Consider the following 24,622-nt stretch of genomic DNA (forward strand, 5'->3'; position numbering starts at 1 on the left):
TAACGATTTAAAAACTAAAATGCACCATTCTCTACTGTCAAGGAATGGTGCATTTTTTTATTTATGCAAAGCGTATATCATTTTTTCTTACAAATCCTTCAGGATATCATCCATGTACTTATGCAGCTTTTCCAGCTTCTTGCGTACCATAACCGCCTTGTCCGGGTTACGCGCCACAATCTGCTCAATTTTGCTGCGCTGCAGCAGATAATCGTGTTCCATGCCACGCATGTAAGCACGCAGGTCGATAGCAGCAGGCTCAACCTGAACCATTTCGGATTCATGCATCTGCCACTCGGTACCATGGATTTCGGCGCAGTCACCAAAGTGCGGGATGTAGGTTGCCGTTCCCAGATTGCGTCCCAAAGAATCTGCCAGCTCCATAGCTGCATCAAGCTCGCCATGCGTAACGAAAAAGGCCTTAGGCACCTCCTTCATGCTGCTGTACCAGGCTAAAAGCTGCTGCTTATCCGCATGGGCAGAAAAGCCCTTCATATTGTAAATTTTGGCGTTGACTCTGATGTCCTCGCCCATAATCTTAATGCGTTTAATACCTTCTATCAGCCTGCGTCCGATAGTACCCTCCGCCTGATAGCCGGCAAAAACTACACTGCTGTCCTCACGCCACAGATTATGCTTCAGGTGATGCAGAATACGACCGGCGTCTGCCATGCCACTGGCCGAAATAACAATCTTGCTGCCCGGAATTTCGTTAATCGCCATGGATTCCTGCACCGTGGCAGTAAAGCGCAAATTATGCATAGACACCAGCCTGCGTCCCTGCATTGCGTAAAGCGCCCGCGCTTCCTCATCATATTCCTCGGGATTCGTCATAGTAATCTGCGTAGCTCTGTTGGCCATAGGACTATCTACATAAATCGGAATCTCCGGAATTTTGCCTTCCGCCTGCAGCTTTTGGAAATAGTACAGCAGTACCTGCGTACGCCCTACAGCAAACGCAGGAATAATAACGTTACCGCCACGCTCGACAGTATCGTTGATAATATTCGCCAGCTCGCCCTCCTTATCGTAGGCTTCATGGATGCGGTTGCCATAGGTGGATTCTGTAATAATAAAATCCGCACCGCCTGCTGCCGCCGGGTCTTCAATAATCGGCTGATTTGGCTGACCGATATCGCCGGTAAAAATCAAGCGCGTCTTTTTATCGCCTTCGTTAACAGACATTTCTACGAAAGCAGAACCAAGAATGTGTCCCGCAACGCGGAAGGTTACGGTAACGCCGGGAACAACATTAAACGCTTCGCCAAAGCTGCGCAGCTTGAACAAATGCAAGGCTCTGGCAGCATCATCAACCGTAAACAGCGGCTCAACAATCTTTTTGCCGGCACGCATGCCTTTGCGGTTGGCGTATTCCGCCTCACCCTCCTGAATGTGCGCGCTGTCCGGCAGCAGAATCGAGCACAGCTCCTCTGTCGATTTAGTGCAATAGATGGGGCCGCGGAAGCCTTCCTTGACCAGCTTCGGCAACAGACCGCTGTGGTCAACATGGGCGTGCGTCAATACAACAGCCTCAATCTCTCCCGGATGAAACAAAAATTCCTTTTCATTCAGCGCTTTTATCAGCTTGGAGCCTTGGAACATGCCGCAGTCTACCAAAAACTTGTGTCCGCCTACCTCCAGCAGATAGCAGGAACCGGTAACGGTGCGCGTTGCACCTAAAAAAGTTATTTTCATCGCAAAGCCTCCATTCTGCAAGTAGTATTTTCAGTTATATTTTATAATTCTACAAAACGAAGGGAAAATCCTTTTTATGGCGGAAATTAGTGGGATGAGATATCTGGAACTTGCATATTAAGCGTATCATCTGTGAAGTACGTAGTTCCTAATCTTATATTATTACAAATTTTAAAACTCAAATATATTTTCATGCTAACATTGACACGACGCAATACACAGAGTTATAATGGTACTATAATATATAAACATTTTTTCGCAATTCAAAACATGTAGATTGATATATTTTTTAAAGGAAGTCTGACGATGGGTATGGAATTGCTGAAGAAAAATACCGCCAGCGCAAGGCTGACGGCGGTGAAACCATGATAAATTGTCACAAGTTGAAATTAGGAAAGGAGTTTTACTAATGACTAATATAGTTACTTTTAAAGATGACAAATTAGAACTGGAAGTTAATATTTCACCTGAAGAAGATACCGTATGGTTAACACAAGCGCAGATGGTTGATTTATTTTCTCGTGACCAATCTGTTATCGCAAGACATATTAGAAATATTTTTAAAGAAAGAGAATTAGACGAAAAAAGCAATATGCATTTTTTGCATATTGCAAATTCAGACAAACCTGTAAAAATGTATTCTTTAGATGTCATTATCTCCGTTGGCTACCGTGTAAAATCTCCTCGCGGCGTTCTTTTCCGCAAGTGGGCAACCAATATCCTTAAGCAATATTTAACAGCAGGATTTGCAATTAATGAAAAACGATTAGCTGTGTTGAATAAAACAGTGCAAATACAGTCTAATATTATAGGTGGACTTGTTGGTATTGATGCAGAAGATGTTTTGAAAGTGGTTCAGGAGTATTCACGTTCTTTAGAACTGCTTGATGCCTATGATCATCAATGTGTTGCTATACCGGAAGGTTCTAAATGCTCTTATATGCTTAAGCATGACGAATGCATAAAGCTTATAAAAAATATGGAATTTAGCCAGACATCTGATGTGTTTGGCGTGGAAAAAGAACCTGGCAAATTAGAAGGTATTTTATCCGCTATCTATCAAAGTGCCTTTGGTCAAGATGCATATCCATCACTAGAAGAAAAAGCAGCCAATCTGCTCTACTTCTTAGTTAAGGATCATCCATTTAATGATGGCTGCAAGCGTATCGCAGCAGCTCTGTTCTTATATTTCCTCAACCAAAATAACGCACTATATAACGATGGTAATAAAATTATCAGCGACAGTGCTCTTGTTGCCATCACCCTTATGATTGCAGAATCTCGCCCAGAAGAAAAAGAAATTATGATTCAGGTTATTATAAATTTCCTGCATTGGCAATGAAGCTGACTAAAACACAACGCAAAGCGGAAGAATACACGGAGAGCTAAAGATAATAAAAAAGATACTACCGGAAGGCTGACCGCACAGCCTGAAGTCAACTTAAAATACGATATTCTTCACATCTTCCGTGTATATATTAAAAATATTCTTTTGTAAGCTTATGCGAAAAAAGCAAAGCCTGCAATTTCATCAAACGAAATTGCAGGCTTTTTCTAATTCATTCTAAATAACACTAAATAGGCAGTTTGAGCAAATATTAGACAAAGCAGTATTTCACCCATTTTTCTTTCGCCCATCCCCCCTTTAGCCATTACCAAAAAGCACACCGTTATACGTGCTTGATTAATGATGTTAAAAATTAATGTAATATATGATTTCTAACTTTGCAATCACTAAAAGCCAGACTTTGAGTTAAGAATTCAAAATCTGCTTAATAAATCATGTAATTTTTATAAGGTCACTTTCCTTTTCCCTTTCTTCTTTCAAAGTAAGGTTTGCATGCCTTGGTAAATCGTTTTGCTTCTTCTCGCAACTCCCTATTTTCGTCCGGCGAGCCTCCATCTAAACCCGTAGGAAAAGTGTCTCGGTATGGGTCGTATTTTTCGAAAATCTCCATTCGTCTGCGAAGATGTTCTGCGACTAGCTGTCTAGCTTCCGCATCCGCCAACTTAGCTACATATGCAGCATCCTCAGCCTTTTGCCTTTCCCTATCCTCTTTTGTAATCATTCGATATTCTCCTATAAATTTACTTATATTTTCCGCCCCCAGTATTAGGGAACACATCTATGAATATAATTGATAAAGCAAAATCACAATGCTTTAAATCTAAACGCATTTTGGTGCATTTTCATCTATTTCCCCATGTTCCTTTTCATAATGAGATAAAATATCTACTAATTCACGAATTCTAGGAGTCATTTTTATATGCATTTATTATCCCTCCTGCCAATTTCATCTATTATTATACCTGCTTGTAATCAATTTATCTACACTGGATAATTAAATTCAAACAACCCTATAGTCTTTATAGCCTTGGAGTTATTCTTGCTGTTGGTTTCCGCGTCCGTTCATCTCGCGACACACAGTTCCGTCATGGGGCTAAGAATACCTTTAGTATCACCTACCAACAAACTTCCTAAAAAAATACGCAAAACTGATACCGAGCTTGGGACTTACATAGGGACAAATTGTCCCTATGCAGCAATGCCAACTCAAAACGGTAAAAATCGTCGCACTTTAATCGCAAAAACAAAAAGAACCGCATTCTCATGCGGTTCCTAAGTTTTAAATTTGGTCGGGGCGGCGAGATTCGAACTCACGGCCTCTTGTACCCGAAACAAGCGCGCTACCAAACTGCGCCACGCCCCGACATTTGTTGTTGCTGTTCATCAGCAACGAATGTAATTATAAAGCATCTTTAAGCTTTTGTCAACACTTTTTTTGAAAAATTTTATCCTTGGGTAACAACGCGGATGCTGGTAACCTCAAAAGCCTCAGCAATAGCCGGCAAAATCTCTCTTTCAATGTTGGTACGGTGCAGCTCGTTTTCAGCAACAAGCATGATACGGGTATCAGCATAGTTGATGTTGTGCACCTTGCTTACCAGGCGCTTGAAGGTTTCCTCACCGATAATCTCCTTCAGCTTTTGCAGACGTGCAAAAACCTCCGGTTTTTCCTTCTGCATACGTTCTTCCAAGGGAGAGAACGGTACAGTCACAACTCTGGCATCACGGGCCAGGACATAATTCTCCTCGCCTTCGCCAGGTACTACTAAATCGTCACGCATAATTCTTCCTCCATCTCTATATCTAACTAAATGAACCTGCATAACGCAGAATTTATTCCCTTTTATTATATGTCACAAGCACTTTTTCGTCAAGCAGCAGGAAATTTAGCATTAAACGAGAATACTATAAACAATACATTTGACGAGGGGTGTTCATATATGTCTATGAAAGAAGATTTTAAAAAATTTGCTATGCGCGGTAATGTTATGGATATGGCCGTCGGCGTTATTATCGGCGGTGCTTTCGGCAAAATCGTCAGCTCGCTGGTAAACGATGTCGTTATGCCGCCTTTAGGTATGGCGCTTGGCAAGATGGATTTTTCCAATCTGTTTATCAGCCTCAACGGCAAGGAATATGCTACACTGGAGGCAGCAAAAAAGGCTGGTGCACCGGTGCTCGCTTACGGCAGCTTCATTAATTCCGTACTGGATTTTCTGATTCTCGCTTTTGTCATCTTTATGATGATTCGCCAGATCAACAAGCTCACTCCGGAACCGGAGCCTGCACCAGAACCACGTCTGTGCCCTTACTGCAAATCCGAGATTGCCGACGACGCAACACGTTGCCCGCACTGCACATCTCATTTGGAATAATAGTTTACACTTTCGGCTGACATTCGGGATTTTTTCCTGCATATCAGCCATTTTCACTTTTATAAAGTCTTTTTCATTTGCTAAAAACAAGCTTATATTGTATAATGTAGATTATATATATCGCCTAGGCTGTTTTTCACAGCTTAAATTTTAAGGAGGTTATCTGATGTCTGTTTATGACGTGCTTATGGAACGTGGCTTTATTAAGCAAATGTCCCATGAAGACGAGATTAAAGAATTATTAGAGAAGGAAAAAATCACCTTTTATATCGGTTTTGACCCCACCGCGGACAGCCTGCATGTAGGCCATTTCATCGCCCTGATGATGATGAGCCATATGCAACGCGCAGGCCATCGTCCTATCGTACTTTTGGGCGGCGGCACCGGCATGGTCGGCGACCCGAGCGGCAAGGACGAGATGCGCAAAATGCTCACTCCGGAATTCATTGCCCACAACATCGCCTGCTTCAAAAAGCAGATGAGCCGTTTCATTGATTTCGGTGAAGACAAGGCTATCATTGTAAACAATGCCGATTGGCTGTTAGACCTTAACTATGTTCAGCTGCTGCGCGAGGTTGGCGTACACTTTACCGTTAACCGTATGCTGGCTGCCGAATGCTTCAAAAAACGTTGGGAAAAAGGCCTGACCTTCTTTGAGTTCAACTATATGATTATGCAGGGCTACGACTTCTGGAAGCTGCACCATGACCATAACTGCATTATGGAGCTGGGTGGCGACGACCAATGGTCCAACATGCTTGCCGGCGTAGAATTAATCCGTCGCAAGGATCAAAAGCCTGCATACTGCATGACCTGCAAGCTTTTGACCACCAGCGATGGCCGCAAAATGGGCAAAACCGAAAAGGGTGCTCTGTGGCTTGACCCGGAAAAAACTTCTCCGTATGATTTCTATCAATACTGGCGCAATGTTGCAGACAGCGACGTAGAAAACTGCCTGTGCCTGCTGACATTCCTGCCGATGGATGAGGTTCGCCGTCTGAGCGCACTGAAGGATGCAGCTATCAACGAAGCTAAAAAAGTACTGGCCTATGAGGTTACCAAGCTTGTTCATGGCGAAGAAGCAGCGCGTCAGGCGCAGGAGGCTACCGAAGCACTCTTCGGCGGCAATGCCAAAGACATGAGCAACGTACCTGCAATCGAAATTACCCCGGAGGATATGACTGCCAAGATTATCGATGTACTGACTGCCGCTAAGGTTTTCAGCAGCAAACGCGAAGCTCGTCAGTTAATCGCCCAAGGCGGCCTGACTGTAGCAGACACCGTCCTGCAGGATGCAGAAGCATGCTTGAGCGCAGACATGTTTGATGCAGATAAGAGCCTGTTAATCCGTAAGGGTAAAAAGAAATATTTCCGTCTGCTGGTAAAATAAGCCTTTTAAAGCCATCTATGCTCCTGACGGACTAGGTGGCTTTTTCTATGATTACAAAATACAGACTACTCTTTTAATTAAGGTAGTAAAAAAAAGGAGCACTTAATGCAAAACAATAAAATCAATCTTTCATTAATCATCCCCATCGGCCTGATGCTATTTTCCTTTTTCTTCGGTGCCGGTAACTTAATTTTCCCGCCTGTTCTGGGACAAATGGCAGGCGACACCATTGGCTGGGGCATGCTCGGCTTCTGCCTGAGCGGCGTTGGCTTCCCGCTTTTGGGCGTACTCGCTATGGCTATGAAGCAAAGCGATAACCCGGACTCCATTGCTATGCCTATGCATCCCCTGTATGCCCGCGCTGTTACCATTCTCTGCGCGTTGGCTATCGGCCCGCTGTTCGCTATTCCGCGTACCGCTGCCGTTTCCTTTGACACCGGTATTCACAGCCTGCTGCCTGCTTCCTGCGAAGCTATCGGCCTGCCGGTATACACCGTGTTCTTTTTCGTTCTGACCTATTTCTTTTCTATTAATCCGTCAAAAATTATCGGTCATATCGGTAAATTTTTGTCCCCCATGCTTTTGATTTGTCTGGCAGTTCTCGTGGTCTGCGTTTTCGTAAATCCTACTGGCAGCCTGAAAATGCCTAATCCGGATTTTGCTGCATCTCCGTTCTTCCGCGGCTTCCAGGAAGGCTACAACACCATGGACCTTCTGGCAGCAATCCTGTTCGGCTCCATTACCATCAAGGCTATTGAGGCTCAGGGCATTACCGATAAAAAGGTTCTGACCAAGCTCTGCTCCTACGCCGGCCTGATTGCAGCCTTCTTCCTCGCTATCATCTATGCAGCACTGGCTTACACCGGCGCACTGAGCATCAATGTTTTCGGTGTTATTCCTAACGGCGCTACTCTGCTCAGCAAAATCTGCACCTACTACATGGGCTTCGGCGGTCAGGTTGTATTGGCCTTGATTATCTTCTTCGCCTGCCTCACCACCAGCATCGGTCTGACAACTGCTATCTCCGGTTATTTCTCCGAGCTTAGCAATAATCGTATACAATACGAGCGACTGGTATTCTTCATCTCTGCTTTCAGCCTGGTAGTAGCAAACTTCGGTCTGGAAAACATCATCAAGTTCTCCATTCCTGTTATCTGCATGCTCTATCCGATTATTATCGCTCTGGTAATTCTCAACATCGGTCGTGCAATTATCCATGATGATCAGCTGACCTTCCGCATCTGCCTGATACTGACAACTATTTTCGCTGTTTTCGACGGTCTGCGCGTTGCCAACATCCGCTTCATGGCCTTGGATAACTTCTTGGCGCAGAATCTGCCGCTGTTTTACATCGGCTTCGGCTGGGTTGTTCCCTGCTTCGGCGGTATCGCTGTAGGCCTGCTGCTGAAGGCTGTAAGAAAAGCTAACTAATAATTTTATTCATAATCAATTAGAGAGTAAGGTGTAATTTATGTCTAACGAACAACAATGCAGCAAGGCATCTTCCTGCGGCCGCAGCAGCTGTGAAGGCTGTCCTTCCGCAGCAGCTGCTGAAAAAACACAGGCAACTGATTTCCGTGCGCAGCTCAATCCGATGAGCAGCGTCAAAAAGGTTATCGCCGTAGTCAGCGGCAAGGGCGGTGTAGGCAAGTCCCTCATCACCGGTCTTTTAGCAAGCAGTATGCAGCGCCGCGGTAAGCGCTGTGCTGTTTTGGATGCTGATATCACCGGTCCGTCCATGGGACATAACCTGGGCGTAAACGGCAAGGCCAAAGCCAACGAAATCGGTATTCTGCCTCTGACTGCTCCCTGCGGTCTGGAGGTGCTTTCTGCCAATATGTTTTTAAAGAATGATTCTGACCCTGTTGTTTGGCGCGGGCCTCTGCTCGCCGGTATGGTAAAGCAATTTTGGAGAGATGCCATCTGGACAGATATAGACTTTATGTTTGTTGATATGCCGCCGGGAACCGGTGACGTACCACTGACCGTCTTCCAATCCCTGCCTGTTGACGGCATCATCATCGTAACCTCTCCGCAGGAGCTTGTGTCCATGATTGTTGCCAAGGCAGTAAAAATGGCGCGTATGATGAACATTCCGATTCTCGGTCTAATTGAAAACTACGCTTACTTCCATTGTCCCGATAACGACAAAGATTACGAAATCTTCGGCCCCAGCCATCTGGCAGAAACTGCCGATGCCTACGGCTTGAAGGTACTCGCCCGCCTGCCTATTAACCCGTCCCTGGCAGCAGCCTGCGACGCAGGCAAGCTGGCGGACTGCCATGTAGCAGAGCTGGACGATTGCTGTGATTTTTTAGCTGATAATTTTCAGTAAGCATTTTTAAGGGAGGCTTTTGTCATGTCTATAGAAAAGGTTCGTACATATTTGAAACAATTTAATGCAGATAATCGTATCATAGAGTTTGCAACCTCCAGCGCTACTGTAGAGCTGGCAGCACAGGCAGCAGGCTGTGAGCCTGCGCGCATTGCCAAAACCCTTTCCTTTAAGCTGCATGATGACAGCGTTATCCTCATCGTCACAGCAGGCGATGCCAAGGTAGATAACGCCAAGTACAAGCATTTCTTCGGCTGCAAAGCCAAGATGCTGACTGCTGACGAAGTAGAGCCTGATATCGGCCACGCTATCGGCGGTGTCTGCCCCTTCGGCATCAACGACGGCGTTAAGGTTTATCTTGACGTTTCCCTCAAACGCTTTGTAACCTTCTTCCCTGCCTGCGGCAGCCACAACAGCGCTATTGAGCTTACTCCGAACGAATTGGAGCAGTACAGCGCCAACTGCCAAGGCTGGGTAGATTTGTGCAAGGGCTGGCAGGAATAAGCTTCTGTAACAACATCAAATTCAATCTTTAATACGCAGCAGATTCAGTGTCTGCTGTGTTTTTTTACGCATAAAAAGACCTCCCGTAAGCAGATTTTTTCAACTGATTACAGGAGGTCATTTTTCATATGCTTGTAAATTTTTCACAAGCTATTTTTTCATTTTGCAAAATATAATTATGCTAAAGAAGCTACCTGGCAAAATACCTGTTTTAACTTCCCTTCCGCACGCAATCATTCTATCAACTCCAATTTTTAATCTTCTATACTACTTTCACTAAATACGTTTTTATAAAATAGTTTACTTCTGATAACTTCGAACAATACATCTGTATTATCCTATTTATCTACTCGTTGTGACAAATTTTAGACTTACATATTCTGCCAAGATACTCAGACATTTCTTTCTCTCCCATTTCATGAATTCCATTTTGATTATACAGCTGTAAATTAATGCAATAGATATACATTGTATTGAAATCATAATCTTCATCAATGAACATTTCTAAAATCTCATGTTCCAATTTCCAACCATACAGCATCAAAAAATAAGATATTTTTCTATATGCGTCTATATCTTTAGAGTACTTTTTTATATATAACATATAAATGCTCCAAGCAAATTTTTCATCCTCAAAATTAAGTAGCCAATTTTTTGAGATTAGAATTGCCAAATCGTCAATTGATACTTCTGTAGCAACATTTACTTTCATATGTAATTCATCCTCTAAAGGCGCTAATAATTCATATATCGGATGATCATGCTTATAATCCATAGGTAAGCTAAGCAGATAATCATAAATTGAAACTATTGTCTTTAATTTCACCTCATACATCTCCCATATAGTTTATGTTAATTTAAAATTCAACAAAGTCACGCATAGTTTTATTAGTGGCTTTTCATAGACACATTCTCAGCAGATAGCTTTCTGCTTATTACTGCTACTATTGTATAAAAACCTCATTAAAATTTATCTGTTGAATTTCTTAAGCTCGTTGTTAAGCTTTTGTACTTGCTCACTCAGCCACTCTTCTTTGTTCAAATAGTCCTTCTCTTGATTTACAAGCTGCTGATAACTTCTAACTACTTCGTTATCAACACAGTGCTCCTCTAGTTGCGCTTTCAGCACTCCCATATAAAACTGTAAAGCTGTGTCCGGGAAAAGTAATTCTGATTGATAAACACATTTAACTTTTTTAACAATTTCATCTTTATTCACTTTTATCAAATCTTTTGTGTACGAGTAAACTTCTCCATATAGCCCAGAAAAGCCCATTTCTTTTGCCATTTCTTTTGTTATATCAGAAGCATTCTCATGCATCTTATATAAAGAAGCTTCCCTGAGTTTTTCTCTATAGTATATTAACGCAGCTTCAGGATAAAAAACACTTCCTGGTTGAGCATTGCCTAATTCATCTTTACCTTCAACGATTCTTATTACTTTCTCCTTATTTCCATCGCCCCAATGATATATTCTAAATTTATTTTCAGTATCTATTACGCTCTCATAAAAATCTGGCCACTTAAAATTAGAATCAATCTTAATGTTTCCTATTTTTTTCCATTTGTTATCTTCAAAAATCATGATTGTTGACAACCATATTTTCTTAGCTATTTCTTCTACACCATATCCTGCAACACTCGGAATAACAGCACATAATCCAAATAGTTTATAATTAAAGGGATTCGATTTTGCTAAATATACTATATATCCCTTATTTTGATTATTATCTAACAAAACCTCTAGTACATCCCCTTGTTTCAATCTAGCCATCTTACTTCCTTGTATGATATTCATATAAGCTAAACTCATACTTTCCTTTCTTTTTATGTTGCTATTAAACACATCACGATTTAATCCACCAAGCTCCTGCTTTTCGGTACCGCAAAATCTGCACTTTTACTTTATTAAATTCGCTTCTGCAAACTTTTTTCCTGCTATAATTCCAATTACATTTTAAATCTAAAAAGACCTCCTGCAAGCAGCTTTTCTTCTGCATACAGGAGGTTCATTTATACACACACTATAAAAATTTTTCGTAGGCCTTGTGCCCAACCCTCTACTGCTTCATTTTGCAAATCATCTGCGTCATAGTCCCCATCGGGCAAAAGGTACACCAGGTTCTCGGCTTGAACAGCGCCATTACCACCAAGCCAAGCAGCATAGAGGATTGGCTTTTATTATGTAAAAACTTTTAGCAAACATCCACACTAATCATTTTAATTCACTCCATATATTATTTTGTTTAATAAGCTAGTATCATCATACCCTTTAAGTTTTACACTTATTTTTATCACTCCGTTTCCCTCTTCTTCCAAGTAATATAGTAAGTTATTTTTTGAAAATATTTGTTTACTACTTTCAACCCTCTCCAATTTCCAATCATTATCTTGTAAAAGCTTAATGTATTTCTGTTTTACATCTAAATTATCACTACCATATTTGTAAATCGCCGTAACCGACCAATTAGCTAAACTAGGTTCTGAAAACATCACCAATTCACACGGTTCATTTACATAAATATTATGCCATGTATAATATAAATCTTTAGTATATCTTTTATTATCACCTAAACATCTATAACGAAGCAAAGGTGCAAAAAACATTCCTATAGAAATTATAGTTATCATTATCATTGCTAATGTTATAATTATCGTTTCCTTAGTAAAAAAAGACCTAAACACGCTTTCTCCTATCTTCTGATTACAGATACTTCCAAACTATTATCTTTGTTACTTATTATGCAGTGGTTGCTTCCGTCTTTATAGCTAATAGTATTGCTATTTTGAGTCGACAAGCTCTCAGGAAATTCTTTATGATAATAATCAATTATCTCATCATTATTCATTCCTTCAATCCTTAAATTTTTCTTTAGCACTACAGTACGCTTTCCCAAGACTTCTTTTTTTATGTAAAAATCTATCCATTCACTATTTTCAGGATCCCGTATGCACAAAAATGTCTTATATATACTTAAATCAGCGTTATTTGTAATATTGCATCCGAAAATAATTTTCCAAACTACTATACAAAATATAGTTATGCTAAAAAAGCTACCTACAAAAATACCTGTTCTAACGTTCCTTCCGCAAGCAATCATCCTATCAACTCCAAATTTTAATCTTGTATACTATTTTTACAAAAAAGTCACGCTTTGATCCTTTTCAAGGTTTACTCAAACAAAATATAAGTAATCCAACAGTAAATATGAGCATCCCTTTATACACATCATTTCTTTTTTCCGTACTCTAAAGTTTGAGCTTTTTTTAAACCAATACATACAATACTATGAGTAGTACAACAATATAAGAATGCCATAATTTTATATTGCTTTTCAACAGAACTCTTATATCTTCATTAAAGATACTTGCTGCAACAATCGGCATGATGATAAAAGAATTGAGCAGCTTACTTTTTCTTGTAAAGATAGTTTTCTTGTTCTGTTTACACTTAAAACCGCTTTAAAAAACATACCAATAATTACAAAAGCCAAAATCTTCATTTTATCGCAATCCTTCATTTGATTTTCTTCAGCTCGTTGTTAAGCTTTTGTACTTGCTCACTCAGCCACTCTTCTTTGTTCAAATAGTCCTTCTCTTGATTTACAAGCTGCTGATAACTTCTAACTACTTCGTTATCAACACAGTGCTCCTCTAGTTGCGCTTTCAGTACTCCCATATAAAACTGTAAAGCTGTGTCCGGGAAGAGTAATTCTGATTGATATTCATTCTTCATACTGATTAAAATATTCGTTTTTGTTTTAATTAGCTTATTTTTGGTACTATAATATACATCACCATACAATCCATTAATATCTTCCACTTTATCAATAACTTCCATGCATTCTTCAGGAAGATTATACAATCCTAATTCTCTTAATTTATTTCTATAGAATCTTAATGCTCCAGCGGGGAAAAAAGTAGAACCTTTCTGTGCTAAGCCCAAATCCGACTCTTTTGTTACCACATTAATTACTCTTTTTTCTTCGCCATCCCCCCAATGATAAATAATGTATTTATTATTATCATTTAAATCTCTTTCATATTGATCTGGCCAAATAAAATTCTCCAACTTCAGTTTGCCAATTTTTTGCCAATTTTCATCCTCAAATATCATTATAGTAGATATTATCTTTTTATTCTTTATTTCGTTAATATTACATCCATATATAGTTGGATGTATAGCATAAAGTCCAAACATTTTAAATCCTATGGGTATATGCTTCGCCAAATAAATTAAATACCCCTTATTCTGATACTTGTCTATAACAACTTCTAAAACATCGCCAATATATAATCTGCTCATTTTAAAGTCACCACTCAATTAGCCTTTCTCCAAAACATGGTAAAATTTTAAGCCAAGTTTTTAACATTAACGTATCTTATACCTCCATGCAGACCTTTTCACCACCACCAAAATTTCACCAACCTACGTTATTCATACACTAAGCTCCTGCTTTCCGGTACCGCAAAATCTGCACTTTTACTTTATTAAATTCGCTTCTGCAAACTTTTTTCCTGCTATAATTCCAATTACATTTTAAATCTAAAAAGACCTCCTGCAAGCAGCTTTTCTTCTGCATACAGGAGGTTCATTTATACACACACTATAAAAATTTTTCGTAGGCCTTGTGCCCAACCCTCTACTGCTTCATTTTGCAAATCATCTGCGTCATAGTCCCCATCGGGCAAAAGGTACACCAGGTTCTCGGCTTGAACAGCGCCATTACCACCAAGCCAAGCAGCATAGAGGTGAGCATTACGCTGTAAAAGCCAAAGGCATACTGCGCAACCCACGCCGGAGAGCTGCCTGCGGTATAGGCCCACGCCCAGGGAAGCTTAAACGTCCAAAGCAGCGTCACAACCTCACGCAGGGACTGCGCCTGCGTTGCTACAAGATATGTCTGCCACAGCATGTTACCGAACATCGCCATAAAGAAGGCCAAAAAGCCGAAGCGGAAGTATTTGGCAACTAAAAGCTCCGGAGTAACACGGTTACGCGACCACTTCCACTCGCCGCCCAGCTTTGCCAAAAGCAAACCGCGTCCGCAGTAACGGTTGCAGAACAGCTTGTTGCCGCCAAACAGTGCCAACAAAGCAGGCACCATAAAATCAATCATTCCCAGCCAGGCAAAAAGGATATTGAAAAAGCCCAGGACAAAATAAATTATCGGCCATAGCCAAAGATAATCATACCAATGCTGCACTTTCTTAGCCATCTGTTGCCACCCTGATGCTGCCTGCAGGACAGGTCTTGGCGCAGAGACCGCAGCCGACGCAGCGTTCCCTATCCACTCTTGCAAAGCACCCCTTATATACACTGATTGCCTGACGCGGGCACACATGCGTGCAGGCACCGCAGGAAACGCATCTGTCCTCGTTTACCACCGCAAATCTTTTCATAACGCCACAAGTCCTTTAACGCAAATACGCAAGCGCGCTCTGAGCCGCAATAGCGCCGTCATTAGTAGCCGTCACAACCTGACGCAGCACCTTGTCGCACACGTCACCGGCGCCATACACACCAGCAACCGCAGTCGACATATCACTTTTCACAACAAGATAACCCTTGTCATTGGTAATACCCAAATCACGGCAGAACTCTGTAACAGGGTCCGCACCGATATACGGGAATACGCCTTTTGCGAGCATCATTTCCGTTGCTCCCGTTTGTTTGTTGAGCACCATGAGGCCCGCAACGCGATTATTTTCGATAATAACCTCCTGCGGTACACGCCATGTCAGCACCTCAATCTTCGGATTAGCAGCCACCTTTTCCTGCGTAATCTGCTCAGCGCTGATAACATCACGACGCGCCAGAATCGTAACCTTCGACGCAAATTCCGCAAGATACAGCGATTCCTCAAAGGCAGCATTGCCTGCACCCACAATAATTACCGGCTTATTGCGGTAGAACGCCGCATCGCAGACAGCACAGAAGCTGATGCCGCGGCCGATCATCTCCTGCTCGCCCGGAATATTCAGCAAGCGCTCTACAGTACCGGTGGCGATAATCACAGCAGGCGCCGTAAACTCCGCCCCGCTTTCGCAGCGCACACGTCGCTCCACACCGTCAACCTCCAGCGCTGCAACCTTCTCATAAAGATAGGACGTGCCTAAGGCCATCGCCTGCTCATAAATATCGTAGGCCAGCTGGGAGCCGTTGACGTTCTTGATGCCGGGCCAGTTTTCAATCTCAAAGGTTTTTATCAGCTTACCGCCGGGAGCAAAGGATTCCAGCACCAAAGTCTTCAAGCCAGCACGACGCGCATAAACGGCTGCCGTCAGACCGGCAGCACCGCCGCCGATAATAATCAGGTCATAGCTTTTATCGGGAGCCTGCTCCACCGGCGGCTCGTTGCCCAACAGCTTTTCCAGTCTTGCCTGCAGGCGCTCCTTCGGCAGAAAGCCGGCATAGCGCGAAGCAACCTCGCCGTTTTTGATAAAGAACAGACCGGGAATAATGGTTATATCCATCTCCTCCGTCAGCTCAGGCTCCTTGTCTATATCAATCTTGACGATGTCTATGCGCTCGCCCATCTCCTTGTCAATATCCTCCAGCACATAGCTGAGCATCTTACAAGGACCGCACCAGGTCGCATAAAAATCTGCCAGAAAGGTTTTCTTTTCGGCCAGCATCTGCTTGAACTCTGCAGCCGTCGGGTTTACAATAATCGCCATTTACATCAGGCCTCCTTTGCAATGAAGTATTTGTAGTTAATCTTATATCAGTGATGTCCGCCGCAGCCATGCTCGCCACAGGTGTGACCTTCGCCGTGCTCACCGTGGTGATTGCATTTAACAGCGGGGTTGTAGTCCAAATTGCCTGCCAGCAAAGCCTCTACCGCTGCGTCTGCGCTGCCGCTTACGCCACCATACAGCTTAATGCCTGCAGCAGCCAAAGCCATCTGCGCACCGCCGCCGATACCGCCGCAAATCAGAACGTCTGCATTCAGCGCGGTCAAAACACCTGCCAAAGCACCATGACCTTGGCCGTTGGTATCCACAACCTCGGACGCAACAACTTTGCCGTCCTGCACGTCATAAACCTTAAACTCCTCAGTATGTCCGAAATGTTGAAAAATCTCTCCGTTAGCGTAGGTTACTGCAATTCTCATAATATCTTCTCCCTTTTCCTTGTATTTTTCATATAATTTTTGCTTAAAGCAATCCACGCAGCCACAGCCTGTAGTGCTGCCGTTACAGAGACGGAAATCGCCGCCTTCGATACGCAGCGGCCGTCCTTCCACAACAAAATCTGCCAGCTTCTTGCGCGCTGTTTCGTAAATGCGCTGCACCGTAGTCCGCGCAATCTGCATAAAGGCCGCACACTGCTCCTGACTCATACCGCGCCTGTCAATCAGGCGTATCGCTTCGTATTCGTCAACAGTCAGAACAATCGGTTCCTGCTCTTGCGCATTATTATTTTGCGGCAAAAACTCCAGCATTTGCGGATAATGGCAAACCTTTCTGCATTTCACTTTCCTAGGCATCTGATTTCCCCCTCTCTAAATCCATTATATAAGTGAAACGGGCATATGTCAATTATATATTTTTTTGACATATGCCCATTTAAATTTTACACCAGCAAATATTCTATTTTTCTTCCAGATAAAATTCCCACGCACAGCCGTCAGGACTTTCCGTACAATCAGGGAAGCAGCTCAGGCAACGGCATTTAATGCGCGCGTCAATCGTAGCTGCAAAACCGCTGTACTCATAAATGCCTACCGACTTGCAAGGGTGATACGGCATTCCCTTGCGGATGCGTGCCGTCTGCACACGGCAATCATGATTGCGATAAACGAGCCTGTTGCCGTCGTGAATACATTCATGCTCATTCAGATTACCATAAAAGCGATAATGCAGCGCCTGCTCTAATCCCTCAAGTCCAGGATTTTCCGGCAGCTGCAAAAACTCCTTGATGCGCTTGGCTTCGATAACGGTAAAGCGCTTCCACGCCTCCTCATCATGGTACATGGCCTCCGCCATGCCGAATTTGCCTTCAATCGACTGAAACCAGACGCCGTCATGCGCCAGCCAGTTTTTCGCATAAAGCTCTATCAGCTCCAAAAGCTGTTCTTTGCTCAGCTCCGCAAGATATTTGTTGTACATGATGCATAACCTCCTTTGTGGGGGGGAATTGATGATAAAAGAAATGCACAAAACTTACTGCCATCAACACCAAGCTTCAAAGACAGTAAATTCTTTTGATTATATTCTAATCAATGTTTTTTCTTCTATTCACACTCCATTTTCTTAAAGATTAATTTTCCAATAACCTTTACGATTAGAGCCAATTCTTTCTATAATGCCCTTATCCTTTAGTTTTCGCATTAATCTAGATACAGCAGATCGACTAAAATCAAGTTGCTGTGCTATATCTCTAACAATAATTTGAGGACTGGTTTGCAAAACTTTTAATACAGTTTTTTCATCCAATGACAACTTTAAAAGTTCTTCCTGCATATTTTCTTCAGGAGTTTGTCCCGCACTTTGTCCCGACACTTGCTCTGCTTCAGGAGTTTGTCCCGCGTTTTGTCCCGATATCTGTTCTGTTCCAGGAGTTTGTCCCGCACTTTGTCCCGACACTTGCTCTGCTTTAGTAGTTTGTCCCGCATTATGCTTCCTGTAAATATTAAAGCGCAGCTCTGTTCCGCCATCAATAATTTCCAAGTCACCCAAGCCTGCTTCTCGAATCATCTCTGCAATGCGCAGCATTCCCGTACCCCAACGCTCAATCAAATGCATATAGCTAAACGCCATTGCCAATGCCTCATTACGCACTTTGGAATAACCTTCTCGCATCTTTTCGATGGTCTGACCAACAGGCAGCTTACCCGGTGAAGTAATCTCTAAACGATTATCAAAAATCGCCACCTGAATATTTCCATTATCAAGATAGCTGCGATGCACTGCTGCGTTGATAATAAGCTCTCGTATAGCAGCAGGAGGAATTTCATAAACATCCTGTCTATACAAGCCTTCAATTACAGCGCCAAGATGAATGTTACGCAGTACAAAATGATAAGTATCTTCAATAATATCCTGCACCGGTCCTGTAAATTCACGCCTATCTACAAAAACAATACGCCTATTATCTTTAAACACAGCACATTGGAAAGTACAATGCAAAATATCTGCACCGGTAAGTATAGCGTAAGCATTTGTCGGCACAAGCTTTCCTTCATGCTCAACCAAAATACCCCAAGACACAAGCTGCTTTGCTGTAACGTCCTTCACCAAAGCCTTTTCCTCATCGCTGTGGCAATTGCGCAAAGCTACCTGTTTCATTTGTCGGCAAAGCTTTTCTATATCAGCATCGCTTGTCTGCAAACCAAGACAAACAGTTTTATCAAAAAAGCGATTATTTCCTTCAAACAGCAATTCCTTTACCATTGCTTCATCCGCTAATCTGGTAGTTCCTGCAACACGCACATAAACACCATGCTGTAACCCTTCAGCAGCAATATAATACGGTCTTTGGCGACCAGCTTCAATATCCACAATAATAATAGTTGCGCCATCAATTGTCTGCATATAAATATCAGGAATAATCGCAGGCTTGCAGCTATCCGAAATAGCGTTAGCTACGGCATCCATAATTTGGAACGCCTCGTTCTTGTCAATGCCGACAATTTTTCTCGTATCATCTTCAACACCGATAATAAGCTTGCCACCCTGACCATTCGCAAAAGCAACTATTGTTTTCATGTATTTACTGCTTTTAACCGGCAGACTTTCTTTAAACTCTACGTTTTTAGATTCACCTGCAAGAATTTCATCTATTTTCATTCTCTCACCATCCTAACCCCACTCACTCCAAGCACCTCTCCACCATCTCTTTCAGCGTATACTCATCAAGATGCTCAAAGAAGAATGCCCGCTTAGGATGCAAAGGCAGCGACTGGCTCACCGCCACATTATACTCTGCGCCTTTGGCAAAGTCCGTTGCCAAAAGCTCCGCCTTGTCCTTAACCTGCGCCAGCAATTCCGCTCCGGCTTCACTGTTCACCAGCACCAGCGTAACGCCCTTATCATCATCAAATTCCGGGTACTGCTTATCTATTCCCCAATAATCGGCAATCGTGATATCTGCCAGACTGCGCTTGTTATTAAACGCGCACTCACCGCAGGACGGACGTATGCTGATATTATTCAGGAACAGGCGCATATAAGTTTCCTGCCTCTTGCTCGCCCCGAAGCGCTGATGCTCGGTAAAGAACAAGGTCTCTCCCTGCTTCCATCCCTTCGCCTTATCGCGAAACTTTACCTGCACAACAGGCTCGCCTGCCTCCTGCGCCAGCTCCTGCAAATGCTTTTGGTAAACCTTGGGACTCGGCACACCATGACAGATAACATCAACCGTAAAGAGATTTACAGACGGCTTCACCAGATACCGCTTCAAACCGGCAATCTGGCAAGGCGTACCGCTGAACAGAACTTTTCTGCCTGCACGCAAAATTTGCCGTACCTCGCTGTAAATCCTGCCAATTTTGCTCTGCACATACTTCGAGCCGCGCAGCTTAGGCAACTCGGCAAGGTTATCCACCAGCACATGCTGCACATTCAGCTGCTCATCCAGCGCCGCGCCGACCACAACGCCTCCCTGCTGCAGGATTTCTTCGGCAAAAAGCGTAAACATTCCTCCGCTGGAGCTGGTAAAGCGCACTGCATCATCGTTATTCTTTGCGCCATACACAGCAAGCAGCTCATGCTGCTGAGGTTTGTGCAGCATAGGGCAGACATTTTCACATAAACCGCAATCCATGCACATTTCTTCGTTGATTTTGGGATACAAAAAGCCTTCCTCGTCCGCAGTCATTTTTATACAGCCACGCGGGCAAATATTAGCGCAGGCACTGCAGCCTGTACAGTTTTGTTTACTGCTCAGCTCAATCATGTGTTTAACCTCCCTGTTGCCATAGCCTTGTTGCAGCTTATATTTCAGTATAATACTCTGCTTAAGTGATTTTTCTTTTATTATATCACAAATAGGCTTTCTTGCTTACACTATCTGCGAGTTTATCAGCAGGCGCCGACACTGCTTGACAGCGCAATTTCTAGCGCACAAAAACAGAGCTGACTTTTGCAATTCGCCAAAGTCAGCTCTTATTTTTTACTATTCTCTTGTCACTACAAGCGCAATCACAAAAATCTGCCGGTAATGCTGTTTGCGTTTGCCTTAATCTCCGCCGGCGTTCCGCAGGCCACAATGCGTCCGCCTGCATCACCGCCGCCGGGTCCCATGTCAATAATATAGTCAGCGTTACGGATAACGTCCAGATCATGCTCAATGACGATAACCGTTGCCCCATTATCCAAAAGTGCCTGAAAAACCTCCAGCAGCACCTGCACATCCAGAGGATGCAGACCAATCGAAGGCTCATCAAAGACAAAGACGGAATCATGCTGCGTCCTGCCGATTTCGCTGGCCAGCTTTAAGCGCTGCGCCTCACCGCCCGACAATCCCGGAGTTTCCTCGCCCAGCGTTAAATAACCAAGGCCCAGCTGACGCAGAACGTTCAGCTTTTGACTGATGCCTTTCATGTTTTTGCAAAAACCTATGGCAGTGTTTACGTCCATCGCCATCAGCTCCGGCAGCGAAGCACTCTCCCCCGCCTCGTTCGTCAGCCTGATATCGTAGGCCGCCTTCGCGTACCGCGAACCGCGGCAGTCCGGGCAGGGTATATCCACGTCAGGTAAAAACTGTACGTCTAAACTGACAATGCCTGTTCCATCACAGCCAGGGCAACGAAGCGAGCCTGTATTATACGAAAAAGCACCTGCCTTATATTCATGCGCTTTAGCTTCTGGCAATTTGGCGTAGAGCTTACGCAAATCATCATGAATGCCTGCATAGGTAGCCACAGTAGAACGAACATTAATTCCGATAGGCGTAGCATCAATTAGCTTAACGTGCTCAATCCCCTCAGCGTTAACGGCACGGATATGCTCCGGCAGCGCCTTGCCGTCAATCGCCGCAGCCAGCGCAGGAACAAGGCTTTCCAAAACCATTGTGGTTTTACCGGAACCCGATACACCGGTAACAACCGTCAGCCTGCCCTTCGGAATATCTATCTCCAATGGTTTAACGGTATGAATTTGCGCGGTAGCAAGATGAATGGTGCCGTCAGCAAACAGCTCCTGCTTCTGAGCGCAGCTTTTCCGTTTTGCCGCTGCCTTTCCGGCAAGGAACGGACCGATTTGCGAAGCAGGATTTGCTTCTATCTCCGCTATCGTTCCCTGCGCAATTACATGGCCGCCGCCGGAGCCTGCCTGCGGTCCCATTTCCACGAGCCAGTCTGCCTCCTGCAAAATCTGCGTATCATGGTCCACAAGGATTACAGAGTTGCCGTCTACCACCAGGTCATGCATCACACCGGTAAGGCCCACAATATTTGACGGATGCAGACCGATGGACGGCTCATCCAAAACATAAAGAACTCCGGTAGTACGGTTGCGGACAGCACGCGCCAGCTGCATCCGCTGCCGCTCTCCGGTGGAGAGCGTAGCAGCGGAGCGGTCAAGCGTAAGATAACCGAGTCCCAAGTCCAGCAGACGTTTTGCAGTGCCGGTAAATGCTTCACAGATGCGTTCCGCCATCGGGCGCATTGCCTCCGGCAAGCTTGGCGGAACACGCTGCACCCATGATACCAGCTGCACCAGTGTCATTTGACAGGCCTCAGCCAGCGAAATCCCCAACAGCTTCGGCGCACGCGCAGCTGCGGAAAGACGCGTACCGTGGCAGTCGGGGCAGATATCTTCCTTCAAAAACTTTTCTACGCGCTTCATGCCCTTTTCATCTTTTACCTTAGACAACGCATTTTCGACTGTATAAACAGCGTTGAAGTAGGTAAAATCAAGCTCGGCAAAATCGTTGGAATTGCTTTTCTTGGGATGGTAGAGAATATGCTTCTTTTCCGCAGGACCGTGATAAACGATATCCTTCTCCTGCTCCGTCAGCTCGCAAAACGGTACATCTATGCGCACGCCCATCTCCTTGCAGACATCAGTCATCAGCGACCACATCAGGCTGTTCCACGGCGCAACTGCACCTTGTTCGATTGTAAGCGATTCATCAGGCACCAGCGTGCTTAAATCTACCGTGCGGACGCTGCCGGTACCGCCGCAGGTTTTGCAGGCCCCCTGCGAATTGAAGGCCAGTTCCTCGGCAGACGGCGCATAAAACTGCGCGCCGCACTCCGGGCAGGTCAGCTTCTTGCCTGCAGCAACCAAAAGCGTCGGCTCCAAATAATGTCCGTTGGGACAGCGATGGCTGGCAAGACGCGAATACATAAGACGCAAGCTGCTCAGTAATTCCGTGCCTGTGCCGAAGGTACTGCGAATCCCCGGCACACCGGAGCGCTGGTGCAGCGCCAAGGCCGCAGGAACATACAGCACTTCATCTACGGAAGCCTTGGCAGCCTGCGTCATGCGTCGGCGCGTATATGTCGAAAGCGCCTCCAGATAGCGGCGTGAACCTTCGGCGTACAGCACGCCAAGCGCCAGGGATGATTTGCCGGATCCGGATACACCCGCAATGCCGACGATTTTTCCCAAGGGAATATCTATATCAATATTTTTCAGATTGTGGACCTTAGCGCCACGAATAAGCATTTTATCAATCATTTTTCTGCTCCTGTATGAATTAAATCGCTTTTAAAGAAAAAAGAATTTATTCATTTTGCATACTTAAGCAAGGCACGTAACCTTGTATGCTTCAATGCGGAATTAGTCATAAAAAAGATTCTGCATAACATTAGGACTACATCCGTCATTCCCATCGTCAAATCCTGTAAAAAGTATTCTATCATTCGATATCCTATTATATTCCCAAAATCCTTTAAATATAATTGTTTATCATTTTCCAAAATTCGTCAAGTGCAAAAGCCTAAGTATTTTATAGAACTTATATTTAAATAGCTTTTCGGAACCAAGAAAAAGATTACCAGTATCTAAATACGTAGCTGACTGTATTAACCGCTTACGAAAATTACGAATACAATACCACATAGTTAAAAGCGGCCTCCCTTATGCCCGAGAAACCGCTTATCTCATAGATACCGTAAATAAAACCAACTCATACACTTAGAAATATTTATATATTGTATTATTTTGCTAGTTCACAAATCATTTTACAGGTATTGATAATTTAAAAACATATTCATTCTTGTCATTAGTAATCCAATAGTCCTTTTCAAAAGAAACTATTGTATCACCATTTATCTCAAGTTCATTACGTTCAATAAATTGAAAACACTTTTTTATCCATGCTTCACAACAATGATGATAGTTACCCTTTCCATATATCGAAACATAGCATTGATTTTTTGTCTTATGATTAACCAGTTTTCGAAAATCATCAATACAATTATAATTATCCATAGCAAAGAACCTGCTTACAGGACTACATTGAAACTTTTTGGTGTTATCCTGACTCAAAAACCAACCTGTAGTCAAATCACAGTTATTAAGCCTAAAAAGATTTTTCAGGAAATTTAACCTTATAATAAGGTTATTTTTATCCCCATCCATCGAAGATAGATTTTGAGAAACATACATTTCATATTCAGGCAGTTGTTCCAATAAAACTCTATCCAATATCAGATTTCTTATGTGGTCCGTTTTCCTAAGAATAGTTTGCACACTTAGCATTTTTGCCATAAGTTCTTTCTGTTCAAGGATTAATTCTTCTTCTTTTTTCCTCAAAAGATTACTTACGATGTTTTCATCACGGTAATGCAAAAACTCACGTATATCCTTTATAGAAAAACCTAATCGTCTCATGCAAACAATCATTTCTAACACATGATGTTCCGCTAAAGAATAATACGCATAATTATTATCTTGGTTTCTTTTAGCAGGCTTTAACAGCTTTTCTTTTTCATAGTAACTCAATGTTTGCTTAGAAATATTAGCAAGCTTTGCAATTTCGCCAGATGTAAATGTATTTCTAATTGATTTTACCATGG

At 43.3% G+C, this 24,622-nt stretch carries 23 protein-coding genes, 1 tRNA gene and 2 pseudogenes; 7 read left to right on the forward strand and 19 right to left on the reverse strand.

Annotation, left to right across the window (positions count from 1 at the left end; genetic code table 11):
• Positions 1-87: 87 nt before the first annotated feature.
• Positions 88-1,695 (reverse strand): MBL fold metallo-hydrolase, encoded by a 1,608-nt coding sequence (locus RDW05_RS01725; protein WP_307977613.1) that lies wholly within the window; start codon positions 1,693-1,695, stop codon positions 88-90.
• 409 nt (positions 1,696-2,104) lie between these two features.
• Between RDW05_RS01725 and RDW05_RS01730 the strand changes: the two genes are divergently transcribed.
• Entirely contained in the window at positions 2,105-3,037 is a 933-nt protein-coding gene (locus RDW05_RS01730; RefSeq protein WP_307977614.1) for a virulence protein RhuM/Fic/DOC family protein, read from the forward strand.
• A gap of 457 nt (positions 3,038-3,494) precedes the next feature.
• On the opposite strand, the gene RDW05_RS01735 is transcribed toward RDW05_RS01730, so the two are convergent.
• On the reverse strand, positions 3,495-3,764 hold the full coding sequence (locus tag RDW05_RS01735) for a hypothetical protein (RefSeq protein ID WP_307977615.1): 270 nt from the start codon (positions 3,762-3,764) through the stop codon (positions 3,495-3,497).
• 299 nt (positions 3,765-4,063) lie between these two features.
• Between RDW05_RS01735 and RDW05_RS11645 the strand changes: the two are divergent.
• Positions 4,064-4,147 (forward strand): annotated as a pseudogene (locus RDW05_RS11645) (virulence protein); the annotation flags it as partial.
• A gap of 182 nt (positions 4,148-4,329) precedes the next feature.
• Here RDW05_RS11645 and RDW05_RS01740 read toward each other — a convergent pair.
• Both RDW05_RS01740 and RDW05_RS01745 read right to left on the reverse strand, forming a co-directional pair.
• Positions 4,330-4,406, reverse strand: a tRNA-Pro gene (locus tag RDW05_RS01740).
• Between the two features lie 82 nt (positions 4,407-4,488).
• On the reverse strand, positions 4,489-4,824 hold the full coding sequence (locus RDW05_RS01745; protein WP_021719333.1) for a hypothetical protein: 336 nt from the start codon (positions 4,822-4,824) through the stop codon (positions 4,489-4,491).
• A 165-nt stretch (positions 4,825-4,989) separates the two neighbouring features.
• Here RDW05_RS01745 and mscL point away from each other — a divergent pair, with 165 nt between their 5' ends.
• From mscL to RDW05_RS01770, 5 genes are all read left to right on the forward strand, one after another.
• Positions 4,990-5,418 (forward strand): large conductance mechanosensitive channel protein MscL, encoded by a 429-nt coding sequence (mscL, locus tag RDW05_RS01750; RefSeq protein WP_040564500.1) that lies wholly within the window; start codon positions 4,990-4,992, stop codon positions 5,416-5,418.
• A 166-nt stretch (positions 5,419-5,584) separates the two neighbouring features.
• Entirely contained in the window at positions 5,585-6,808 is a 1,224-nt protein-coding gene (tyrS, locus tag RDW05_RS01755; protein ID WP_307977616.1) for a tyrosine--tRNA ligase, read from the forward strand.
• A gap of 105 nt (positions 6,809-6,913) precedes the next feature.
• Positions 6,914-8,239 carry a branched-chain amino acid transport system II carrier protein gene (gene brnQ / locus RDW05_RS01760; RefSeq protein WP_307977617.1) on the forward strand — a complete coding sequence of 442 codons (1,326 nt, stop codon included), beginning with the start codon at positions 6,914-6,916 and terminating at the stop codon, positions 8,237-8,239.
• 40 nt (positions 8,240-8,279) lie between these two features.
• The gene (locus RDW05_RS01765; RefSeq protein WP_307977618.1) at positions 8,280-9,143 is read left to right on the forward strand and encodes an Mrp/NBP35 family ATP-binding protein; all 864 of its coding nucleotides are present in this window, start codon (positions 8,280-8,282) and stop codon (positions 9,141-9,143) included.
• A gap of 24 nt (positions 9,144-9,167) precedes the next feature.
• On the forward strand, positions 9,168-9,647 hold the full coding sequence (locus RDW05_RS01770; protein ID WP_293725239.1) for a YbaK/EbsC family protein: 480 nt from the start codon (positions 9,168-9,170) through the stop codon (positions 9,645-9,647).
• A 346-nt stretch (positions 9,648-9,993) separates the two neighbouring features.
• Here RDW05_RS01770 and RDW05_RS01775 read toward each other — a convergent pair whose 3' ends face one another.
• The 15 genes and pseudogenes from RDW05_RS01775 to RDW05_RS01845 all read right to left on the reverse strand — a co-directional run bounded on the left by RDW05_RS01775 (position 9,994) and on the right by RDW05_RS01845 (position 24,620).
• Positions 9,994-10,473 carry a hypothetical protein gene (locus tag RDW05_RS01775; protein WP_304260323.1) on the reverse strand — a complete coding sequence of 160 codons (480 nt, stop codon included), beginning with the start codon at positions 10,471-10,473 and terminating at the stop codon, positions 9,994-9,996.
• Between the two features lie 144 nt (positions 10,474-10,617).
• Positions 10,618-11,421, reverse strand: a complete 804-nt coding sequence (locus tag RDW05_RS01780) for a hypothetical protein (RefSeq protein ID WP_307977619.1) — start codon at positions 11,419-11,421, stop codon at positions 10,618-10,620.
• A gap of 286 nt (positions 11,422-11,707) precedes the next feature.
• Positions 11,708-11,818, reverse strand: a pseudogene (locus tag RDW05_RS01785) (4Fe-4S binding protein); the annotation flags it as partial.
• A gap of 49 nt (positions 11,819-11,867) precedes the next feature.
• Positions 11,868-12,278 (reverse strand): hypothetical protein, encoded by a 411-nt coding sequence (locus RDW05_RS01790; protein WP_307977621.1) that lies wholly within the window; start codon positions 12,276-12,278, stop codon positions 11,868-11,870.
• Between the two features lie 62 nt (positions 12,279-12,340).
• Positions 12,341-12,748, reverse strand: a complete 408-nt coding sequence (locus tag RDW05_RS01795) for a hypothetical protein (protein ID WP_307977622.1) — start codon at positions 12,746-12,748, stop codon at positions 12,341-12,343.
• 416 nt (positions 12,749-13,164) lie between these two features.
• Positions 13,165-13,953 (reverse strand): hypothetical protein, encoded by a 789-nt coding sequence (locus RDW05_RS01800; RefSeq protein ID WP_307977623.1) that lies wholly within the window; start codon positions 13,951-13,953, stop codon positions 13,165-13,167.
• Positions 13,954-14,290: 337 nt separating this feature from the next.
• Positions 14,291-14,866 carry a 4Fe-4S binding protein gene (locus tag RDW05_RS01805; protein ID WP_307977624.1) on the reverse strand — a complete coding sequence of 192 codons (576 nt, stop codon included), beginning with the start codon at positions 14,864-14,866 and terminating at the stop codon, positions 14,291-14,293.
• A complete protein-coding gene (locus RDW05_RS01810; RefSeq protein WP_293696053.1) occupies positions 14,859-15,050 on the reverse strand; it encodes a 4Fe-4S binding protein in 192 nt (63 codons plus the stop codon). Before RDW05_RS01810 ends, RDW05_RS01805 begins: the two co-directional genes overlap by 8 nt.
• Positions 15,051-15,065: 15 nt before the next feature.
• Positions 15,066-16,328: an FAD-dependent oxidoreductase gene (locus RDW05_RS01815; RefSeq protein WP_307977625.1), complete on the reverse strand. Its 1,263-nt coding sequence runs from the start codon at positions 16,326-16,328 to the stop codon at positions 15,066-15,068.
• 47 nt (positions 16,329-16,375) lie between these two features.
• Positions 16,376-17,140, reverse strand: coding sequence for a DUF134 domain-containing protein (locus RDW05_RS01820; protein ID WP_307977626.1), 765 nt, complete (start codon positions 17,138-17,140; stop codon positions 16,376-16,378).
• A gap of 103 nt (positions 17,141-17,243) precedes the next feature.
• Positions 17,244-17,762 carry a DUF6125 family protein gene (locus RDW05_RS01825; protein WP_307977627.1) on the reverse strand — a complete coding sequence of 173 codons (519 nt, stop codon included), beginning with the start codon at positions 17,760-17,762 and terminating at the stop codon, positions 17,244-17,246.
• A gap of 144 nt (positions 17,763-17,906) precedes the next feature.
• Positions 17,907-19,442: an RNA-binding domain-containing protein gene (locus RDW05_RS01830; RefSeq protein ID WP_307977628.1), complete on the reverse strand. Its 1,536-nt coding sequence runs from the start codon at positions 19,440-19,442 to the stop codon at positions 17,907-17,909.
• 22 nt (positions 19,443-19,464) lie between these two features.
• Positions 19,465-20,550, reverse strand: coding sequence for a Coenzyme F420 hydrogenase/dehydrogenase, beta subunit C-terminal domain (locus tag RDW05_RS01835; RefSeq protein ID WP_307977629.1), 1,086 nt, complete (start codon positions 20,548-20,550; stop codon positions 19,465-19,467).
• A 245-nt stretch (positions 20,551-20,795) separates the two neighbouring features.
• Positions 20,796-23,279 (reverse strand): excinuclease ABC subunit UvrA, encoded by a 2,484-nt coding sequence (locus RDW05_RS01840; protein ID WP_307977630.1) that lies wholly within the window; start codon positions 23,277-23,279, stop codon positions 20,796-20,798.
• 501 nt (positions 23,280-23,780) lie between these two features.
• The gene (locus tag RDW05_RS01845; protein WP_307977631.1) at positions 23,781-24,620 is read right to left on the reverse strand and encodes a MerR family transcriptional regulator; all 840 of its coding nucleotides are present in this window, start codon (positions 24,618-24,620) and stop codon (positions 23,781-23,783) included.
• Between the last annotated feature and the right edge of the window lie 2 nt (positions 24,621-24,622).

This window comes from uncultured Phascolarctobacterium sp., from assembly GCF_902463975.1.
In the GTDB taxonomy this organism is placed as follows: domain Bacteria; phylum Bacillota; class Negativicutes; order Acidaminococcales; family Acidaminococcaceae; genus Phascolarctobacterium_A.

What these genes read in the sequence shown, in the direction of transcription:
- RDW05_RS01725 (WP_307977613.1), bottom strand. Translation starts at nt 1,695, where the DNA reads ATGAAAATAACTTTTTTAGGTGCAACGCGCACCGTTACCGGTTCCTGC.
- RDW05_RS01730 (WP_307977614.1), top strand. Translation starts at nt 2,105, where the DNA reads ATGACTAATATAGTTACTTTTAAAGATGACAAATTAGAACTGGAAGTT.
- RDW05_RS01735 (WP_307977615.1), bottom strand. Translation starts at nt 3,764, where the DNA reads ATGATTACAAAAGAGGATAGGGAAAGGCAAAAGGCTGAGGATGCTGCA.
- RDW05_RS01745 (WP_021719333.1), bottom strand. Translation starts at nt 4,824, where the DNA reads ATGCGTGACGATTTAGTAGTACCTGGCGAAGGCGAGGAGAATTATGTC.
- mscL (WP_040564500.1), top strand. Translation starts at nt 4,990, where the DNA reads ATGAAAGAAGATTTTAAAAAATTTGCTATGCGCGGTAATGTTATGGAT.
- tyrS (WP_307977616.1), top strand. Translation starts at nt 5,585, where the DNA reads ATGTCTGTTTATGACGTGCTTATGGAACGTGGCTTTATTAAGCAAATG.
- brnQ (WP_307977617.1), top strand. Translation starts at nt 6,914, where the DNA reads ATGCAAAACAATAAAATCAATCTTTCATTAATCATCCCCATCGGCCTG.
- RDW05_RS01765 (WP_307977618.1), top strand. Translation starts at nt 8,280, where the DNA reads ATGTCTAACGAACAACAATGCAGCAAGGCATCTTCCTGCGGCCGCAGC.
- RDW05_RS01770 (WP_293725239.1), top strand. Translation starts at nt 9,168, where the DNA reads ATGTCTATAGAAAAGGTTCGTACATATTTGAAACAATTTAATGCAGAT.
- RDW05_RS01780 (WP_307977619.1), bottom strand. Translation starts at nt 11,421, where the DNA reads ATGGCTAGATTGAAACAAGGGGATGTACTAGAGGTTTTGTTAGATAAT.
- RDW05_RS01790 (WP_307977621.1), bottom strand. Translation starts at nt 12,278, where the DNA reads ATGATAACTATAATTTCTATAGGAATGTTTTTTGCACCTTTGCTTCGT.
- RDW05_RS01795 (WP_307977622.1), bottom strand. Translation starts at nt 12,748, where the DNA reads ATGATTGCTTGCGGAAGGAACGTTAGAACAGGTATTTTTGTAGGTAGC.
- RDW05_RS01800 (WP_307977623.1), bottom strand. Translation starts at nt 13,953, where the DNA reads ATGAGCAGATTATATATTGGCGATGTTTTAGAAGTTGTTATAGACAAG.
- RDW05_RS01805 (WP_307977624.1), bottom strand. Translation starts at nt 14,866, where the DNA reads ATGGCTAAGAAAGTGCAGCATTGGTATGATTATCTTTGGCTATGGCCG.
- RDW05_RS01810 (WP_293696053.1), bottom strand. Translation starts at nt 15,050, where the DNA reads ATGAAAAGATTTGCGGTGGTAAACGAGGACAGATGCGTTTCCTGCGGT.
- RDW05_RS01815 (WP_307977625.1), bottom strand. Translation starts at nt 16,328, where the DNA reads ATGGCGATTATTGTAAACCCGACGGCTGCAGAGTTCAAGCAGATGCTG.
- RDW05_RS01820 (WP_307977626.1), bottom strand. Translation starts at nt 17,140, where the DNA reads ATGCCTAGGAAAGTGAAATGCAGAAAGGTTTGCCATTATCCGCAAATG.
- RDW05_RS01825 (WP_307977627.1), bottom strand. Translation starts at nt 17,762, where the DNA reads ATGTACAACAAATATCTTGCGGAGCTGAGCAAAGAACAGCTTTTGGAG.
- RDW05_RS01830 (WP_307977628.1), bottom strand. Translation starts at nt 19,442, where the DNA reads ATGAAAATAGATGAAATTCTTGCAGGTGAATCTAAAAACGTAGAGTTT.
- RDW05_RS01835 (WP_307977629.1), bottom strand. Translation starts at nt 20,550, where the DNA reads ATGATTGAGCTGAGCAGTAAACAAAACTGTACAGGCTGCAGTGCCTGC.
- RDW05_RS01840 (WP_307977630.1), bottom strand. Translation starts at nt 23,279, where the DNA reads ATGATTGATAAAATGCTTATTCGTGGCGCTAAGGTCCACAATCTGAAA.
- RDW05_RS01845 (WP_307977631.1), bottom strand. Translation starts at nt 24,620, where the DNA reads ATGGTAAAATCAATTAGAAATACATTTACATCTGGCGAAATTGCAAAG.